Genomic DNA, 17,126 nt, shown 5'->3' with positions numbered 1-17,126 from the left:
GAGGAGCTGAGGCGGCGTGACCAGACCGGTGTGTGTGCTGGGGCTCGGGCTGATCGGCGGCTCGCTGCTGCGGGCGGCCACCGACGCGGGCCGACCGGCGTGGGGCTACAACCGCTCCCCCGTGGCGCCCGCCGACGGTTACGACGTCAGCAGCGACCTGCCCGCCACCCTGCGCCGTGCCGCCGACGCCGACGCGCTGGTGGTGGTGGCGGTGCCGATGACCGCCCTGCAGCCGGTGCTGGCCGCGGTGGCCGAGCACGCCCCGGGCTGCGCGCTGACCGACGCGGTGAGCGTCAAGGCGCCGGTGGCCGCGGCGGTGGCCCAGCACGGGCTGGCCGCGCGCTACGTGGGTGGGCACCCGATGGCCGGCACCGCGCACTCCGGCTGGGCCGCCGGCAGCGCCACGTTGTTCCGCGACGCTGCCTGGGTGGTGGCCGCCGACGACGGCCTGGACCTGGACGTGTGGCGGGACGTGGCCCAGCTGGCCCTGGTCTGCGGCGCCCACGTGGTGCCGGCGTCGGCCGAGGAGCACGACCGCGCCGTCGCCGCCATCTCCCACCTGCCGCACGTGCTGGCCGCAGTCCTGGCGGCGGTGGGTGGCGAGGGCGGAGAGCTGGCGCTGAGCCTGGCCGCCGGGTCCTTCCGCGACGGCACCCGGGTTGCCGCCACCCGTCCCGAGCTGGTGCAGGCGATGTGCGAGGCCAACCGCAGCAGCCTGCTCGACGCGCTGGAGGACACCCTCACCCGGCTGACGAACGCGCGCGACTCGTTGCGCGACAACGCAACCCTGGGTAGCACCGTTGCTGCGGGGCACACCGCCCGGCTGCGCCTGGACGAGCTGCACCGCACCGAGGTCACCGACGTCGACCTCACCGGTCCGCAGGCGCTGGAGCGGCTGCGCGCGCTGGGCCGCAACGGGGGCATGATCCGCCGGCTCTGAGCGCCCCGGGCAGGATGGACACCATGGCCAGGATGAAGGACTCCACCCTCGATCTCCGTGAGCTCGCGATGCACCTGCGCTCGGGGCGGCTGAGCCCGGTGGACCACGTGGAGTCCACCCTGGCCGGGCTGACCGAGGCCGGCGGACTGGTCACTGCGCGCGACGACGACGCCGCCATGCGGGCGGCCGAGCTGGCCGCCACCGAGATCACGAGCGGGCAGTGGCGCGGGCCGCTGCACGGCATGGCGGTCGCCGTCAGCGACACCATCGACGTGGCCGGCCTGCCCACCCGCTGCGGCAGCGCGGTGCGCGCCGGCGCCGCACCCGCTCGCACCGACGCCGAGGCGGTGGCCCGGCTCCGGGCGGCCGGCGCCATCGTGGTGGCCAAGGCGCAGTGCCAGGAGCTCGGCCTGGGTCCCACCGGCGACGTCGGCGTGGGCTCGGCGCCGCACAACCCGCACGAGCACGGGGCCATCACCGGCGGCGCGTCCTCCGGTGCGGCCGCGCTCGTGGCGCGGGGCTACGTGCCGTTCGCGCTGGGCAGCGACACCGGCGGCGACGTCCGCGTGCCCGCGGCGCTGTGCGGCGTCGTCGGGCTGCGACCGCACCAGGGCGCGGTGCCCACCACCGGGATGGTGCCGGTGTCCACCACGCTGGACCTGCCCGGGCTGCTCACCGGCGACGTGCACGGCGCGTCAGTGGTGTGGGACGTGCTGGCCCGCGGCGCCGAGGGCACCGGGGGCGGCATCCAGGAGCCCGGCGTGACCGGGTTGCGCATCGGGCTGCCGCAGAACGCGCTGCTGGGGGTGGACGACCCGCAGCTGGAGGTGGTGCTGCAGGCCGCCGCCGCCCGGCTGAGCCAGCACGGCGCGGAGCTGGTGGAGATCGAGATCCCCGACCTCGACGCCCTCGCCGCCACCTACGCCGTGATCGTCGGGGCGGAGGCGCACGCCACCCACGCCGCCGAGCTGGTGGAGCGCCGGGAGGACTTCCAGCCGGAGACGGCGCAGCGCCTGCTGGCGCAGTCCGAGCGCACCGCGCAGGAGTACATCAGCGCGCTGCGCACCCGCGACCGGCTGCGGACGTCGATCATGGCCACGCTGCGCAGGACCTACGGGCTGGACGCGCTGCTGCTGGGCACCACGCCGCTGCGCGCCACCCCGCTGGGCGAGCGCACCCTGGCCGGCGACCTGGACCTGCGGGCCGAGCTGCCCCGGCTGACCAGCCCGTTCAGCCTGCTGGGTGCGCCCGCGGTGAGCGTGCCCGCCCGCGCCGTGGACGGGCTGCCGATCGGCATCCAGGTGGCCGGGGTGAAGCTGGAGGAGCGCGGCATCCTGCGGGTGGCCGCCGTGGTCGACGGCAAGGACTGACCGACGGCCCCGAGGGGTGGAACGCCCCGGAGGAAACGTCAGATGCGGTGGGTGATGCCCGCGTAGTCCAGCGCGAAGCCGTCCTCGTCCACCGCCATGAGCGCCACCCCGGACGGGGTCACAGCCTCCACGCCGGTCGGCGAGCTGGTGTAGGTGCACGTCGCCGGCTGCACGGTCAGGTCGGGCAGGCTCACCGCCACCACGGGCACGGTCTCCGCGCGGTGGTCGTTGACCAGCCCGAGGCGACGCACCGGCAGGGTGGCGAACAACGAGCTCACGCCGACGTGCACGTCGATGGCGCCGTCGAAGCCCGAGCTCTTGGGTCCCTGGCCGTGGTCGATCAGCCAGAGCCCGTCGGAGTTCCGGCTCAGGGCCACCTGCCGGTCGCCCTGGGCGACGGTGCTGCGGATGGCCAGCCGACGGGTCACGCCGGCCTCGTCCAGCAGCAGCTCGTAGGAGGCGCTGAACGACTCGTGCGCGCTGGTGCGCCCGGCGACGATGCGGCCGTGCACCTTCACCGCTCGGCTGGTCATCTGGACACGGGCGGACTCGAGCAGCGCGGCGGCGTCGCCGGCCCAGGTCAGCATGGCCGGCCAGGTGTTGCTCTCGTCGTTCGGAGCCGCTGTGTTCTCAACGGTCACTGATGCAGTCACGCGACCAGGGTAGGCGTCCGCAGCTGGAGCGGTCGCAGAGGTGGGGATGCTCACTCGCCCAGAGCTTTTGACGCTTCAGTCAGCACCTGTTTGGCCACCTCAGCTGCGGTGGGCACGAGGGCGGGGGCCACTGTGGTCAGCCGGCTGCGCCGGGACAGCAGGTCGCCGACGTCCAGCGCCCCCTCGGCCAGCGCTCCGAACAGCAGCTCCTCGCGGCACAGCGGGTGCCCCGGCACCACGCGCTCGCCCGGCCGCTCCACCACGCTGCGCACCACCGGGGCCTCGGCGCCGTACCGGTGCACCAGCCGGGCCGGTGCGTCCACGCCCAGCAGCTCGGCGCGCGGCAGGGCGCCCACCAGCCCCAGCTTGGCGGTGACGCAGGGACCGGCGTCCAGCCCGCGCAGCGCGACGGCGTGGTCCACCGCGTCCTGGGCCATGGCGCGGTAGGTGGTCAGCTTGCCGCCCACCACGGTCACCACGCCGGGGGGCTGCTCCAGCACGGAGTGCTGGCGGGAGAGGTCGGCGGTGCTGGCGTCGCCGGTGTCCAGCAGCGGGCGCAGGCCGGTGTAGGTGGCCACCACGTCGGCGCGGGTGAGCGGGGTGCGCAGCGCGGCGTTGACCACCTCGAGCAGGAAGTCGACGTCGCGCTCGGCGGCCTGCGGCTCCTCGCTGACCTCCTCGGCGGGGTCGTCGGTGAGCCCCACGTAGACCACCCCCTCGGGCTGAGGCAGGGCGAAGACGTAGCGGCCGAAGTGGCCGGGCACGCCCACGGTGAGCGCAGCGGAGGGCCGGCCCAGGCGCTCGGCGGGCACCACCAGGTGCACCCCCTTGCTGGGCCGCAGCCGCACCTCGGGGGCAAGGCGGTCGGCCCACACCCCGGTGGCGTTGACCACCGCCCGCGCCCGCAGGTCCAGCTCGGCGCCGGTGCGCACGTCGCGCACCCGGGCCCCGTCGGCGTGCACCTGCAGCGCCTGCGCGTAGGTGAGCACCCGCGCCCCGAAGCCGGCCGCGGTGCGGGCCAGGCCGATCACCAGCCGGGCGTCGTCGGCGAGCTGGCCGTCCCAGTGCACCAGCCCGCCGCGCAGCCCGGCGGGGCGCAGACCCGGCACCAGCTGCAGCGCCTCGGTGCTGGACACCCGGCGCGGGGCGGGCAGGGTGTGGGCGGAGGTGCCGGCGACGCGTCGCAGCCCGTCGCCGATGCGCATCCCCAGCAGGCTCACCACCCCCGGCAGCGGCGGGGTGTGCTCGTCCAGCGGGGTGAGGAAGGGCAGCGCCCGGGTGAGGTGCGGGGCGGTGTGCTCCATCAGCACGTGCCGCTCCCGGGCAGACTCCCAGGCCAGCGCCACGTCGCCCTTGACCAGGTAGCGCAGCCCGCCGTGCACCAGCTTGCTGGACCAGCGGCTGGTGCCGTGGGCCAGGTCGGCCTTCTCCACCAGCGCCACCGACAGTCCGCGGCTGGCCGCGTCCAGGGCGACGCCGGCCCCGGTGACCCCGCCGCCGACCACCAGCAGGTCCACCTCGGCGCCGTCGGCCAGCTGGGCCAGCTCGGCGCTGCGTCGGCGGCTGTTGAGCCAGGTGCCGGGCTGCGGGCCGCTCACGCCTGACGCTCCGACAGCCCCGGGGCCAGGTAGTGGTCGAGCATGATGCCCAGCTCGGCCAGCGCACCCTCCGGGTCGCTCTCCCGCAGCGTGATCGCCCAGGACATCACGAAGACCTGCACCATCAGCAGGATGTTGCGGGCGGCCAGCTCCGGGTCGCACTCGCGCACCGAGCCGTCGGCGTGCCCGGCGGTGATGGCGGCGACCAGCAGGTCCAGGAACATCCGCTGGCTGGCCCCGGTGCGCTCGCGCAGGTACGGCAGCAGCACCTCGGGGTCGACCTCCAGCACCCGGTTGAGCAGCGGGTCGGTGCTGAGCCGGCGCACCACGGCCAGCGTGGTGGCGCACAGCCGCTGCCGCGCCGTTCCCGTGCCGTGGTCGGCCACCTCGGCGAACAGGACGGCGGACTCGCGGGTGAGCAGCGCGGCCAGCACCCGCTGGATGTCGGGGAAGCGGCGGTAGAACGTCATGCGGCTGACGTCGGCCCGGCGTGCCACGTCGGTGGCGGTGGTGCGGCGCAGGCCGAACGCGATGACCAGCTCCCGGGCGGCGTCGAGGATCCGGCCGGTGACCTCGTCGTCGTCCTCGGCCTTGTTACGGCTAGACGTCATGTGTCACTGTGTACCGCATGAGCAGCGAGGACGCCAGCGCCCACTCGTCGGTGCGGCTCGGCTCGGTGTGGCACGGCTGGGGCGACCCGGCCCGGCGCGCCCCCCTGCCCCGGGCCGCGCGGGAGCACCTGGCCGCGGCCGGCCTGCTGGGCGAGCGCAGCACTCCGGTGCCGCTGGAGCAGGTGCGCCTGCCCGACCCGCTGCTGAGCGAGGCCGCGACCGCGGCACTGGTGGCGGCGGTGGGCATCGAGCACGTGCGCACCGACCGCCTGACCCGGGTGCTGCACGCCGGCGGCAAGTCCTACCTGGACCTGCTGCGCCGGCGTCGCGGCGACGCCGAGCACGCCCCGGACGCCGTGGTGTGCCCGGCCGACCACCAGCAGGTGCGGCAGGTGCTGCAGGCGTGCGTGCAGCACGAGGTGGCCGTGGTGCCCTTCGGGGGCGGGACCAGCGTGGTGGGTGGGGTGGAGCCGCTGAGGGGTCGGTTCTCCGCGCTCGTCGCCCTGGACCTCACCCGGCTGGACGCGCTGGTGGACGTCGACCCGGTGTCGATGACGGCCACGCTGCAGGCCGGCATGCGCGGGCCGCAGGTGGAGCGCGAGCTCAGCGCGCACGGGCTCACCCTGGGCCACTTCCCGCAGAGCTGGGAGCAGGCCACCGTCGGCGGGTTCGTGGCCACCCGCTCGGCCGGCCAGGCCTCCACCGGCTACGGCCGCTTCGACGAGGTGCTGATCGGTGCCACCTGCGCCACCCCCAGCGGGGACCTGGTGCTGGGCCGCGGACCGGCCAGCGCCGCCGGCCCGCGGCTGCTGGACGTGGTGGTGGGCTCGGAGGGTCGCCTCGGCGTGGTCACCTCCGCCACGGTGGCGGTGCGCCCCGCACCGGCGGTGCAGAAGTTCACCGGCTGGTCGTTCCCGTCGTTCGCGGCGGGCACGACGGCGTTCCGGGCGCTGGCCCAGCAGCTCGGCCACGGGGTGGCGCCGGACTCCTGCCGGCTGTCCGACGAGGAGGAGACCACCACCACGCTGCGCCTGGCCGGGGGCTCCCTCGGCGCCCGCGCGCTGCGCGGCTACCTGCGCGCCCGCGGACGCCGCACCGGCAGCCTGGCCATCTTCGGCTGGGACGGCACCGCCGCGGAGGTCGCCCGCCGCAGCCGGGCGGCGGCGGCGCTGCTGCGCCAGCACGGCGGTGTCCCGCTGGGCAGCGGCCCGGGCCAGGCCTGGTCGCACGGGCGCTTCCACGCCCCGTACCTGCGCGACGAGCTGCTCGACCACGGGGTGCTGGTGGAGACGCTGGAGACCGCCACCTCCTGGCGCGACCTGCCTGCGCTGCACACCGCGGTGGCCGCCGCGCTGCGCCGCTCGCTGACCACCGCCGCCAGCGCCCCGCTGGTGCAGTGCCACGTCTCGCACGTCTACCGCACGGGCGCCTCGCTGTACTTCACCGTGGTGGCCCGCCAGGACCCCACCGACCCGGAGGGCCAGTGGCTCGCCGCCAAGCGCGCGGCCTCTGACGTCATCGCCGCGCACGGCGCCCCGGCCACCCACCAGCACGCGGTGGGCACCGATCACGCCCCGTGGATGGCGGCGGAGGTGGGCGAGACCGGCCTGCAGCTGCTGCGGTCCATGAAGGACTCGCTCGACCCCACCGGCATCCTCAACCCGGGCAAGATGATGCCGTGAACGTGCTGCTGCTCGTCAGCCCCAGCTCTGGTGGCGGCCGGGCGGCGGCGGCCATGCCGGCGGTGCAGCGGGCGCTGGCTGCCAACGGTTGGCAGGTGCGCACTCACCTCACCCGTGACCTCGACGACGCCGAGCAGGTGGCCGCGGCGGCCGAGCCCGGCACGGTGGTGGCCGCACTCGGCGGCGATGGGTTGCTGAGCCGGGCAGCCGCAGGCACCCGGGTGTCGGGCACGGTCCTCGCGCCGCTGCCCGGCGGACGCGGCAACGACTTCTGTGCCGCGCTGGGCGTCCCGCGCGACCCGGCGGTGGCCGCGGCGGCGCTGCTGGGCGCGGTGGAGCGGGCGGTGGACGTCGCCGAGCTGGACGGGCGCACCGTGCTGGGGGTGATCAGCTGCGGGTTCGACTCCGAGGCCACCCGGCGGGCCAACGCCACCACCGTGGTGCGCGGCCAGCTGGTGTACGCGTGGGCGGCGCTGCGCACCCTGGCCACCTGGGTCCCCGCCGAGCTCACCGTCACCGTGGACGGAACGGCACGGTCGTTTCGCGGCTACACCGTGGCGGTGGGCAGCTCCGGGCGCTACGGCGGGGGCATGAAGATCGCCCCGGACGCGCGGATGGACGACGGCCTGCTCGACGTGGTGACCGTCTCGCACGCCGGGCGGTGGCACTTCGTGTCCAACCTGCCCAAGCTGTTCAGTGGCACCCACGTGGACGGCGACGTGGTGCAGGTGCAGCTGGGCCGGCAGGTGCACCTCACGGCGGTGACGCCCATCGAGCTCTACGCCGACGGCGAGCCGGCGGGGTGGGTGCCGTGCACCGTCCGCGTGGCGCCGGGCGCGCTGCGGGTGCTCGGCGGCCGCTGAGCTCGTCCCCTGAGGGCGCGCGGGTCAGCGCAGCGCGCGGTGGCCCACGGCGGTCACACCGAGGGTGAGCACGCTCGCCACCGCCATCGCCACGCTCATGTGCACCTGCAGCAGCAGGGCACCCACCACCGCACCGAGCAGGATGAGCACCAGCGCACCTAGCCGGCGGTTCCAGATCGCGCCGCGCCACCCGGTCACCAGCGACTCGCTGGCCCACGAGGTGAGCGTGGAGGTCACCACCACGGTGGTCATGTCCTTGATGGCCAGCTTGCGCGCCACGCAGGCCTGGCTGCCCATGGCCAGCGCGGTGCCCGCGGCGATCACCAGCTGCTCGTCGGGGGTGTAGCCGTCGTCGAGCACCCACAGGGCGACGGCCAGCACTCCCAGCATCGCTCCGCCGGCGGCCAGCAGCGCGGTGACGCGGGTGGTCCACGCCGCCGCGGCTCGACGCAGCACCATGCCGGCCCCGAGCGCGCCGAGGGTGAACGCCAGCAGGGCGATCGCGGGGCCCAGCACGGGCAGCTCGTCGGCGCCGGCCACACCCATGCCGAGGATCACGATGTTGCCGGTCATGTTGCCGGTGAAGACCCGGTCGAGGCCGAGGTAGCCCACCGCGTCCACCACGCCGGTGACGAAGGTGAGCACCAGCATCAGCACCAGCGCCACCTGCTGGGTGTCAGCGGCAACCCGGCGGGGAGCCGCGGCGGGGGCGCTCACCGCGCGCACGGTCGAACGGTCATGGGAGCTCCTCGGGGCTGGCCAACGCCCTGCCACCACCAGCGCGGGCGGCAGGAGCAAGTCGCCGTAACGCTAAGCGAGACACTCGAACAGCGTCAACCGGCCCCATGCTCCCCCGCGACGTCCGTCGGCCTCGCCCCTCGCGGGGCCGGCAAGGGGCCTGGCAGCCTGCCCGGTCCGCCACGGTTACGAGTGCGTAAATCTCCGGCCGCAGCCGGGATCTGCGTTGACACCGGCGATCACCTCCGGCGAGTCTATCTCGCATTACGCGGTGACGACCTGCATTGCGTGACGCCAGTGAAGGAGTGCCATGGCCTACGTGATCACCGATCCCTGCATCGACGAGACCGACCAGTCGTGCGTGGACGAGTGCCCCGTGGACTGCATCTACGAGGGCGACCGGATGATGTACATCAACCCGGACGAGTGCGTGGACTGCGGCCGCTGCGAGCCCGTCTGCCCGGTGATCTCCATCTTTCACGAGGAGGACGTGCCGGCCGACCGCGCCGTGTTCATCGAGATCAACGAGCAGTTCTTCGCCACCATCGGTTCCCCCGGCGGCGCCCGCAAGATCGGCCCCGTGGGCGCCGACCACCCCGCCGTCACCGAGTGGGCCGCCACGTGATCGCCCCGCCGCCCACCGTGCAGGTGGACCTGCTGGTCGTCGGCGCCGGCCCGTCCGGGCTGTACGCCACCTACTACGCCGGCTTCCGCGGCATGACGGTCGCGCTGCTGGACTCCCTGCCCCAGCTGGGTGGGCAGGTCGCCGCGCTGTACCCGGAGAAGGCGATCTACGACGTCGCCGGCTTCACCGCGGTGAAGGGCCAGGACCTGGTGGACGCCCTGTCCGCGCAGGCGCGCCAGCACGACCCGCTGCTCATCCTCGGCGAGACCGCCACCACCCTGGAGCACGGCGGCGACGGCGTGGCCGTCACCACCGACACCGGGCGCCGCATCGAGGCCAAGGCCATCCTCGTCACCGGCGGGGTGGGCAGCTTCATCCCCCGCGAGCTGCCGGTGGGCTCGGACTACCTCGGCCGCGGGCTGCGCTACTTCGTGCCGCGGCTGGACGAGCTGGCCGGGCAGGACGTGGTGGTGGTCGGCGGTGGCGACTCCGCGCTCGACTGGGCGCTGGGCCTGCAGCCGATCGCGTCCTCGGTGACGCTGGTGCACCGCCGACCGGTGTTCCGCGCGCACGAGCGCAGCCAGGCGCTGCTCAAGCTCGCCCCCATCCGAGTGCTCACCCCACACGAGGTGGTGGGTGTGCACGGCGAGGAGTGGATCACCGGCATCACCGTGCAGAACAAGAAGGACCCCGAGCCCGTCCAGCTCGCCACCACCGCGGTGGTGGCCGCGCTGGGGTTCATCGCCGACCTGGGGCCGCTGGACACCTGGGGCCTGGAGCAGCAGAAGCGGCGCATCGTGGTGGGCCGGGACATGCAGACGTCGATCCCGCGGGTCTACGCCGCCGGCGACATCAGCGAGTACCCCGGCAAGGTTCGGCTGATGAGCGTGGGCTTCGGCGAGGCGGCGTCGGCGGTGAACAACCTGGCGCCGCTGGTCAACCCGGCGCTGTCGGTGGCGCCGGGGCACTCCTCCGACGCCTAGGCCCGGCTGGAGGCTCAGGCCCGGCCGAGCTCCGCGGAGATCAGCTCGGCGGTCTGCTGCAGGGCGGCGATGGTCTCGTCCTCGCCCTGCTGCCCGGCCACCGACGTGGCGATGACGGCCAGCGCCGCCACCACCCGGCCATCCTGGAACACCGGCGCCGCCAGCGTGCGCAGCCCGTTGACCACCGGCGACTTCACGCTCACCTTGGTCTCGCGGATACCTACCAGCTCCTCGGCGAAGTCGGGGTTGGTCTGCATCTCCCGCTTGAGCATGGGCACCTCGCCCTCGGGCAGGAAGGTGCAGAACACCCGCCCCTGGGCGGAGGCGGTGGGCGACAGGCGCGCGCCCAGGCGCACTGCCACCCGAGCCACGTGGTCGGTGTTGTCGTTGGAGGCCACCACGATCGGACTCTCCCCGTCCCAGACGCTGAGCACCACCGTCTCCTGCACCTGGCGCAGCAGCTGGTCCATGAACGGCTCGGCGATCTTGATCACCGGCAGCGCCGAGCGGGCGGCCGCGGCCAGGGTGAGGATCTGCGGGCCCAGGGAGTACACCGTCTCGGTGGGGTCGTAGCGCAGCAGGTTCGCCGCCCGCAGCGCCTTGGTGTAGCGGTGCGCGGTGGCCTTGCTGGTGCCCAGCGCCGCGGTGATCTCGTTCAGGCTCATCCGCGGTCGCTGTGGGGTGAACGCAGCCAGGATGACCGCGGCCCGCTCCACCGCCTGGATGGCCGGCGCCCGGCCCCGGCCCTGCGCAGACCCGTCGTCGTGGTCGTCGGCCGTGGCCGGACCCGTGCTGGTTGTCAGTGCACTCACTCTCCCCTGTTGACCGCGAAGCGCACGGCCGCAGCTGCGTACACCTGTGCGTACCGTACAAGTTCCTCCGCCGAGCACACATCCCGTCCAGGCCGGTCAGGATCGGCTCGAACCTGGGGTCCGGCGCGCACGGTGTCGATCCCCCGGGCGCGGAACAGCACGCCGTCGGTGGAGCCGGTCCACCCGGTGATGTCCGGTTCTCCGCCGCGCTGCAGGTGGCGGGCTCGCGCGGCGCGCACCAGCTCCACGATGGGCGCCGACGCCGGCGTGGCGCCGCCCGGCTCCGCGTCGCCCACCGTCACCTCCACCGTGCAGCCGGCCAGCGGGCTGCCGCGCAGGTGCCCCACCAGGGTGTTGTGCAGCCGGTCCAGGTGCGCGCCCAGCTCGTCGCCGGGGGCCGACACCAGGTAGACGAACAGGTCCAGGTGCGCCGGCAGCAGGTCAGGCTTGGCCACCGCGCCGGTGCGGATGGCGCCGATGCCGGCCTCCCGCCCGGTCTGCCCGGTGGTGGGCAGCGCCCGCCACTGCCCGCGCCACGCCTCGAACGCCGCGCACACCAGGCCGACGTGCTGGGGCAGCCCGCCCACCGGCTGCGCCTGGTCACGGAAGAGCACCACCCCCGGGCCGGGCGCGCTCACCCGGATGCGCAGGAACGCCGCCCCCGGCTCCTCGTGCAGCACCCCGGGCGGGCCCGACTTGCCCACGATCACCGCGTCGGGTGCACCACCGTGGTCCAGGTAGTGCCGAACCCCCGAGCAGGCCGGCTGCGGTGGCTCGGCCAGCGCGGTGTTGCGGTGGGTGCCACCGCTGGCCAGCAGCAGCTGCACGGTGCCGGCCACCCCGGCCTCGGCCAGCGCGGTGGCGGCCGCGGCGTAGCCGACCAGCACCGCCGCCGCCGGCGCCCGGGCCACCCCGAGGCCGAACCCCGACACCGCGTCACCGTCCAGGCACACGCCTGGCTGGTACGGCGTGGTGGAGCCGGTGACCTCGCGATGCACCGTGCCCTCGCCGGAGGTGGAGGTGTCCAGGTGCGAGCACAGCAGCACTCCGCCGCGGTCCGACCCGGTGCTCGCCGCCAGGTTGGCCCCGCCAGCGCCTGTGTCCTGCACCGTGAAGCCCAGCTGCGGCCAGCGCTGCCGGCTCCACGCCGCCAGCGCCTCGGCGCAGCCGCGCTCCGCGCCACGATCCACGGGGGCAGCGCTGAGCACTTCCAGCGCGGCGAGCAGGTCGTCGCGCCGGACCAGCTCGGCAGCCGTGTCCGCCAGGTGCTCGGCGGGGATCAGTGCGCCCACGTCCGGTCGTCGGCCTCGGCCCGCCAGACGTCGATGTTGCGCGGGTCGCGCTTGAGACGGCGCGGCCGGTGCGTCTCGTGCTCGGCCGGCGTGAAGATCCGGTGGCCGTCGCACAGCTCGTAGCGCGGGCCGTGCTGGTCGTCGTAGAGGTAGAAGGCGATGGAGGTGGACGCGGAGTGGTTCACCACGTCGCCGAGGATCTTGACGTTGCGGTACTGCGCCCGCGCGCGGCGGCGCATCACGCCGTCCATGTCGCCCATGATGAAGCACAGGTGCTCCAGGGCGAAGCGGTCGCTGCGGCGCACGGCCAGGCTGTGGTGGTAGCGGTCCTCGCAGCGCAGGAACGCGGTGAAGTCCTCCACGTAGTCCGAGGCCTGGAAGCCCAGCACGTCGAGGTAGAACGCCAGGGTCTCGTCGTAGCGGTCGGTGATGATGAACGGGTGCACCAGCGTCTGCGGGCGCAGGTCCGGCCACGGCGTCTCGGCGTACTCGATGAAGTCGGTGAACAGCTCCACCAGCGTGCCGTTGGGGTCGCGCACGGCGAAGCCCGCCTGGCACAGCCCCTTCATCCCCTGCGTCAGCGGCAGCACCTCGTGGCCGGCGGCGCGCACCCGCTGCTCCAGGTCGGCCAGCACGGTGTCGTCGTCCACGCTGTAGCCCACGCCGTCGTAGCGGAAGGCCGACAGGCTCGGCTCGTGCAGCAGCTCCACGCTGTGGTGCTCGGTGCCCACCCGCAGGTAGGCGTGGCTCTCGTCGTGCTCCTCCAGGGCCAGACCGACGTGGTACGAGAGGAACTCGATCGTCGCGGTCATGTCCGGCACGGCCAGGCGGACGTACTCCACGCTGGCGGGGCCCAGGGGGCGGGTTTGCACCGGCTCGGTCACTGCGGTTCACCTTCCGTCGCGGCACCCTGCGGTGCACAGTCCGAACCCTAGGAATCGCCCGAGACCGTCGTCAAGCCATGTGAGACGTCATAGCGTAATGCAACACGTAGTTAACCTGCCCGGAACGCCGCACCCCTAGTTTTTGAGCCGTCGAGGCACTCGTCTCCGCTTCCCCGGCTCACTGGAAGGCTCCCGAGTTGACTGTCCTGCAACCTCACACCGGCCCTGTCCCCGGACAGCACTACCTGACGGCGACCGGCGCGGCGCTGTCCTGGGGACGGCTACCCACGCCCGACCGCAAGCCCGTGCTGACCATCGCCTCCGGCGAGACCGTCACCGTCGACACCCTCTCCCACGAGGGGCTGATGGAGGACCAGGGCCGCGACCCGCTGACCTACTTCGACAGCCACGGCGTGGCCGCCGACGACGTGCTCACCGACCTGGCGGAGCTGGCCGCCTCCGACGTGGTGCACACCCGCGGCCCGGACGGCCCGCACGTGGTCACCGGGCCCATCCACGTGGAGGGCGCGCGCCCCGGTGACGTGCTCAAGATCGAGTACCTGCAGCTGGACCCGCGGGTGCCCTACGGCGTGGTCTCCAGCCGGCACGGGCTGGGCTGCCTGGCCGGCGAGCGCCCCGTCGACGACGAGACCGGCGAGCCGGTGAACCTGCTCAGCCAGTTCTGCACCGTGGACCTGGCCGCGCACACCGCGACCATGCGCTGGGACTCCGGCAGCGGCATCACCTTCCCGCTGCACCCCTTCATGGGCCTGTCCGGGGTCACCGCGGCCACCGAGGAGGCGCTCAACACCATCCCGCCGGGCCGCCACGGCGGCAACCTCGACGTCCGCGACCTGGGCAGTGGCTCCACCATGTACCTGCCGGTGCAGGTGCCGGGGGCGGGCTACTACCTGGGCGACCCACACTTCGCCCAGGGCAACGGCGAGGTGTCGCTGACCGCGCTGGAGGCCTCGCTGCGCACCACCGTGCGCCTCACCGTGCTCACCCCGGACGCGGCCTTCGCCTCGGTGGGCGCGCTGGACGGCCCCGTCGGCGAGACCCCCACCCACTGGGTGGCCATCGGGCTCGACCGCGACCTGGACGAGGCGATGCGCAAGTGCGTGCGCGAGGCCATCCGGGTGCTGGCCGAGGTGGCGGAGGTGCCGCCGTCGGTGGCCTACCTCTACCTCAGCGCGGCCGGCAACTTCGTGGTGAGCCAGGTGGTGGACGACGTCAAGGGCGTGCACTGCCTGATCAGCAAGAAGGACTTCCCCGCCTGGGCCTGAGCCCGGCACCGCGAGAAGCCCCGCACCGGGTGGTGCGGGGCTTCTCGCGGTGCCAGGTCCGGCTCACCACGCGCCGAGGCGCATGCTCACCGCCTTCTCCGCGGTGTACTCGCGCATCGCCGTGTAGCCACCGCCGCTGTTGAAGCCGCTGGCCTTGGTGACGTTGAAGGGCAGGCCGATGACGCCCACGTTGGACGGCTCGTTGACCGACACCTGACCGCTGCGCACCTCGCGCACCACCCGTAGCGCCCGCGAGACGTCCCGGGTCCAGATGCCCACCTGCAGGCCGAAGTCGGTGTCGTCCACCAGCTTCACCGCCTCGTCGGTGTCGCCGAACTCCTGCACGGTGAGCACCGGGCCGAAGATCTCCTCGCGGCTGACGGCCATGGTCGGGTCCACCTGGTCGATGAGCGTGGGGGTGACGAAGTAGCCGTGGGCGAAGCGCTCCCCCTCGGGCCGGCTCCCACCGGTGACGATGCGTGCGCCGGCACCGCGGGCCAGCTGCACGTGGTGCTCCACCTTCTGCCGCTGCGCCTCGCTGGCCAGCGGACCCATGTCCAGGTCGTCGTCCCAGTGCCCGATGCGGGTGGCCGCCATGATCGCCGCCAGCCGCTCGGTGACGTCGGCGGCGATGCTGCGGTGCACCAGCAGCCGCGAGCCGGCGTTGCAGTTCTGCCCGGAGTTCTCCGTGATCGACGCCGCGATCAGCGGCAGCGCGGCGTCCAGGTCCGCGTCGGCGAACACCACGTTGGGCGACTTGCCGCCCAGCTCCAGCTTCACCGGCACCAGCCGCTCGGCGGCGCCACGCATGATGGCCTTGCCGGTGGTGGTGGACCCGACGAAGCTGACGTGGTTGACCAGCGGGTGGCTCACCAGCGGCTGTCCGGCGTCGGTCCCGAGGCCGGTGAGGACGCTGATCGTCCCCGGCGGCAGGCCGGCCTCCACCCCGAGGGCGGCCAGCCGCAGCACCACCAGCGGGGCCACCTCCGACGGCTTGACCACCAGGGTGTTGCCGGCGGCCAGCGCGGGGGCGGCCTCGGCCATCATCAGCAGCGCCGGCACGTTCCAGGCCGTGATGAGCGCGCACACCCCGTGCGGCTCGGCCAGGGTGAAGCCGAAGCTCTCCTCCAGCCGCGAGGGCAGCGTGGCCCCGGTGACCTTGTCGGCCATCCCGGCGAAGTACACCAGCATGTCGTGGGCGATCCACACGTTGCGGCGGGCGTCGCTGAGCGGCTTGCCCACGTCGCGGGCCTCCAGCGCCGCCAGCTCCTCGCTGGCCACGGCGATGAGCCCGGCCCACGCGCGCAGCACCGTCCCGCGCTCGGCGGGCGAGGTGCGGGCCCAGGCCCGGGCCGCCTCGGCCGCCCCGCGCACGGCCCGGTCCACGTCGGCGGGACCGGCCGCACCCACCGTGGTGATCACCTCGCCGGTGGCTGGGTCGGTGACGGCGAGAGTGCCCCCGTCGGTGGCGGGGATCCAGTCCCCGTTGATCAGCAGCTGGGATTCGGGCAGCGACAACATGACTGGACGATGGCATACTTCCGTCTTGGCAAGCAATACGCTATCTCGCATTTAACAACGTTGTTTCCTGCGGGGCACAGGCCAGTCACAACCCCTCCCGACGCACCTCCCCCGACCAAGGAGCTTCCCGTGTCCCGTGACGTTCTCGCCGCCGTGGTGACCACCCCCGGCCGCGCCCCTGAGCTGCAGACGGTCAGCCTGGACGACCCGCGCCCCGGCGAGGTGCTGGTGCGCCTGGCCGCCACCGGCATCTGCGCCACCGACCTGCACTTCTCCCACGACGTCTCCCGACCGTCGGTGCTGGGCCACGAGGGCGCCGGCCACGTGGAGGAGTGGGGCGAGGGGGTCAGCCGGTTCGCCGTGGGCGACGCGGTGATCGCCAGCTTCGCCCGGTGCGGCACCTGCCTGCGCTGCCGCACCGGTGAGCCCGCCTACTGCAGGGAGTTCGACCGGCTGAACTTCACCGGCGGCCGGGCCGACGGCTCGTCCACCATCACCGTGGACGGGGCGGGTGCGTACGCGCACTTCCTGGGCCAGTCCAGCTTCGCCACCCACATGCTGGTGCGCGAGTCCAGCCTGGTGGCGCTGCCGGCTGGGGTGGACCCCGCCGCGGTCGCCCCCTACGGGTGCGGGCTGATGACCGGGGCCGGTGCCGTGCTCAACGTGCTCAAGCCCGGCCCTGCCGACACGGTGGCGGTGTTCGGTGCCGGCACGGTGGGCCTGGCCGCGGTGATGGCGGCGGCCGCCGCCGGAGCACGGGAGGTGGTGGTGGTCGACCTCAGCACCGAGCGCCTGGCGCTGGCCAAGGAGCTGGGCGCCACCCGCACGGTGCTGCCCGAGGAGCTGGCCGCCACCCTGGCGGAGGTGGCCCCGGACGGGGTGGACCACGCGGTGGAGAGCACCGGGGTGGGCCGCGTGCTGCACACCGCCGTGGAGTCGCTGAACCGCCGCGGCACCTGTGCGGTGGTGGGCATCGGGGCGGAGACCACCATCAGCCTGGACTGGCGCACCGTCCTCAACGGCCGCACCGTCACCGGCGTCATCTCCGGCTCCAGCCTGCCCGACGTGGCCATCCCCAGCCTGCTGGCGCTGGCCGAGGCCGGTCGCTTCCCCGCGGAGAAGCTGATGCAGTCGTTCGCCTTCGCCGACGTCGCCGAGGCCTGGGAGCACACCCGCAGCGGCGCGGTGGTCAAGGCCGTGCTCACCTTCTAGCGCGCACGCCGCACGGCCCGGCCACCTGCTGAGGGTGACCGGGCCGTGGGGGGTAG

The 17,126-nt window shown here is 74.1% G+C and carries 16 protein-coding genes; 8 read left to right on the top strand and 8 right to left on the bottom strand.

The genetic code is table 11. The features are described 5' to 3' along the window. Nucleotides 1–16: 16 nt before the first annotated feature. Both ELX43_RS00955 and ELX43_RS00950 read left to right on the top strand, forming a co-directional pair. Nucleotides 17–940, top strand: a complete 924-nt coding sequence (locus ELX43_RS00955; protein WP_241249538.1) for a prephenate dehydrogenase — start codon at nt 17–19, stop codon at nt 938–940. Nucleotides 941–972: 32 nt separating this feature from the next. After that, nucleotides 973–2,310, top strand: coding sequence for an amidase (locus tag ELX43_RS00950; RefSeq protein ID WP_127781738.1), 1,338 nt, complete (start codon nt 973–975; stop codon nt 2,308–2,310). 38 nt (nt 2,311–2,348) lie between these two features. On the opposite strand, the gene ELX43_RS00945 is transcribed toward ELX43_RS00950, so the two are convergent. Genes ELX43_RS00945 through ELX43_RS00935 form a run of 3 tightly spaced genes read right to left on the bottom strand, consistent with a single transcriptional unit; the run spans nt 2,349 to nt 5,172 of the window. Further along, nucleotides 2,349–2,963, bottom strand: a complete 615-nt coding sequence (locus ELX43_RS00945; protein WP_127781737.1) for a putative glycolipid-binding domain-containing protein — start codon at nt 2,961–2,963, stop codon at nt 2,349–2,351. Nucleotides 2,964–3,013: 50 nt separating this feature from the next. Then, nucleotides 3,014–4,561, bottom strand: a complete 1,548-nt coding sequence (locus ELX43_RS00940) for a glycerol-3-phosphate dehydrogenase/oxidase (RefSeq protein WP_127781736.1) — start codon at nt 4,559–4,561, stop codon at nt 3,014–3,016. Then, nucleotides 4,558–5,172, bottom strand: a complete 615-nt coding sequence (locus tag ELX43_RS00935) for a TetR/AcrR family transcriptional regulator (RefSeq protein WP_127781735.1) — start codon at nt 5,170–5,172, stop codon at nt 4,558–4,560. The genes ELX43_RS00940 and ELX43_RS00935 overlap by 4 nt, the downstream gene beginning before the upstream one ends. Nucleotides 5,173–5,189: 17 nt before the next feature. On the opposite strand from ELX43_RS00935, the gene ELX43_RS00930 reads away from it, so the two are divergent. Together ELX43_RS00930 and ELX43_RS00925 are read left to right on the top strand one after the other, a co-directional pair. Then, nucleotides 5,190–6,854, top strand: coding sequence for an FAD-binding oxidoreductase (locus tag ELX43_RS00930; RefSeq protein WP_127781734.1), 1,665 nt, complete (start codon nt 5,190–5,192; stop codon nt 6,852–6,854). Then, nucleotides 6,851–7,717 carry a diacylglycerol kinase family protein gene (locus tag ELX43_RS00925; protein WP_164860544.1) on the top strand — a complete coding sequence of 289 codons (867 nt, stop codon included), beginning with the start codon at nt 6,851–6,853 and terminating at the stop codon, nt 7,715–7,717. Before ELX43_RS00930 ends, ELX43_RS00925 begins: the two co-directional genes overlap by 4 nt. A gap of 24 nt (nt 7,718–7,741) precedes the next feature. Here ELX43_RS00925 and ELX43_RS00920 read toward each other — a convergent pair whose 3' ends face one another. Then, nucleotides 7,742–8,434, bottom strand: a complete 693-nt coding sequence (locus ELX43_RS00920; RefSeq protein ID WP_241249528.1) for a YoaK family protein — start codon at nt 8,432–8,434, stop codon at nt 7,742–7,744. Nucleotides 8,435–8,765: 331 nt separating this feature from the next. Here ELX43_RS00920 and fdxA point away from each other — a divergent pair, with 331 nt between their 5' ends. Both fdxA and ELX43_RS17825 read left to right on the top strand, forming a co-directional pair. Then, nucleotides 8,766–9,080, top strand: a complete 315-nt coding sequence (gene fdxA, locus ELX43_RS17830; protein WP_241249521.1) for a ferredoxin — start codon at nt 8,766–8,768, stop codon at nt 9,078–9,080. Next, nucleotides 9,065–10,063: an NAD(P)/FAD-dependent oxidoreductase gene (locus tag ELX43_RS17825; protein WP_241249511.1), complete on the top strand. Its 999-nt coding sequence runs from the start codon at nt 9,065–9,067 to the stop codon at nt 10,061–10,063. The genes fdxA and ELX43_RS17825 overlap by 16 nt, the downstream gene beginning before the upstream one ends. A gap of 14 nt (nt 10,064–10,077) precedes the next feature. Here the strand turns inward: ELX43_RS17825 and ELX43_RS00910 are convergent, their stop codons facing one another. From ELX43_RS00910 to ELX43_RS00900, 3 genes are read right to left on the bottom strand one after another with little or no spacing between them, the layout of a single operon-like run. Beyond that, the gene (locus ELX43_RS00910; protein WP_164860543.1) at nt 10,078–10,875 is read right to left on the bottom strand and encodes an IclR family transcriptional regulator; all 798 of its coding nucleotides are present in this window, start codon (nt 10,873–10,875) and stop codon (nt 10,078–10,080) included. Beyond that, the gene (locus ELX43_RS00905) at nt 10,872–12,167 is read right to left on the bottom strand and encodes a hypothetical protein (protein WP_127781730.1); all 1,296 of its coding nucleotides are present in this window, start codon (nt 12,165–12,167) and stop codon (nt 10,872–10,874) included. The genes ELX43_RS00910 and ELX43_RS00905 overlap by 4 nt, the downstream gene beginning before the upstream one ends. Then, the gene (locus ELX43_RS00900; RefSeq protein ID WP_127781729.1) at nt 12,155–13,051 is read right to left on the bottom strand and encodes a VOC family protein; all 897 of its coding nucleotides are present in this window, start codon (nt 13,049–13,051) and stop codon (nt 12,155–12,157) included. Before ELX43_RS00900 ends, ELX43_RS00905 begins: the two co-directional genes overlap by 13 nt. Nucleotides 13,052–13,356: 305 nt before the next feature. Here ELX43_RS00900 and ELX43_RS00895 point away from each other — a divergent pair, with 305 nt between their 5' ends. Continuing rightward, on the top strand, nt 13,357–14,337 hold the full coding sequence (locus ELX43_RS00895) for an acetamidase/formamidase family protein (RefSeq protein ID WP_241249509.1): 981 nt from the start codon (nt 13,357–13,359) through the stop codon (nt 14,335–14,337). Nucleotides 14,338–14,400: 63 nt separating this feature from the next. Here ELX43_RS00895 and ELX43_RS00890 read toward each other — a convergent pair whose 3' ends face one another. After that, nucleotides 14,401–15,858, bottom strand: coding sequence for an aldehyde dehydrogenase family protein (locus ELX43_RS00890; protein WP_164860542.1), 1,458 nt, complete (start codon nt 15,856–15,858; stop codon nt 14,401–14,403). Nucleotides 15,859–15,987: 129 nt separating this feature from the next. Here ELX43_RS00890 and ELX43_RS00885 point away from each other — a divergent pair, with 129 nt between their 5' ends. Next, nucleotides 15,988–17,070, top strand: coding sequence for a zinc-binding dehydrogenase (locus ELX43_RS00885; RefSeq protein WP_206518066.1), 1,083 nt, complete (start codon nt 15,988–15,990; stop codon nt 17,068–17,070). Nucleotides 17,071–17,126: the final 56 nt, after the last annotated feature.

The organism is Rhodococcus sp. X156 (assembly GCF_004006015.1).
In the GTDB taxonomy this organism is placed as follows: Bacteria; Actinomycetota; Actinomycetes; order Mycobacteriales; family Mycobacteriaceae; genus X156.
The sequence above is the reverse complement of the archived record's forward strand: the minus strand, read 5'-3'. Positions and strand labels throughout refer to the sequence as shown.

Excerpts from the sequence above, each read along its gene's own strand:
- ELX43_RS00950 (WP_127781738.1), top strand. The coding sequence starts at position 973 with ATGAAGGACTCCACCCTCGATCTCCGTGAGCTCGCGATGCACCTGCGC.
- ELX43_RS00890 (WP_164860542.1), bottom strand. The coding sequence starts at position 15,858 with ATGTTGTCGCTGCCCGAATCCCAGCTGCTGATCAACGGGGACTGGATC.
- fdxA (WP_241249521.1), top strand. The coding sequence starts at position 8,766 with ATGGCCTACGTGATCACCGATCCCTGCATCGACGAGACCGACCAGTCG.
- ELX43_RS00930 (WP_127781734.1), top strand. The coding sequence starts at position 5,190 with ATGAGCAGCGAGGACGCCAGCGCCCACTCGTCGGTGCGGCTCGGCTCG.
- ELX43_RS00935 (WP_127781735.1), bottom strand. The coding sequence starts at position 5,172 with ATGACGTCTAGCCGTAACAAGGCCGAGGACGACGACGAGGTCACCGGC.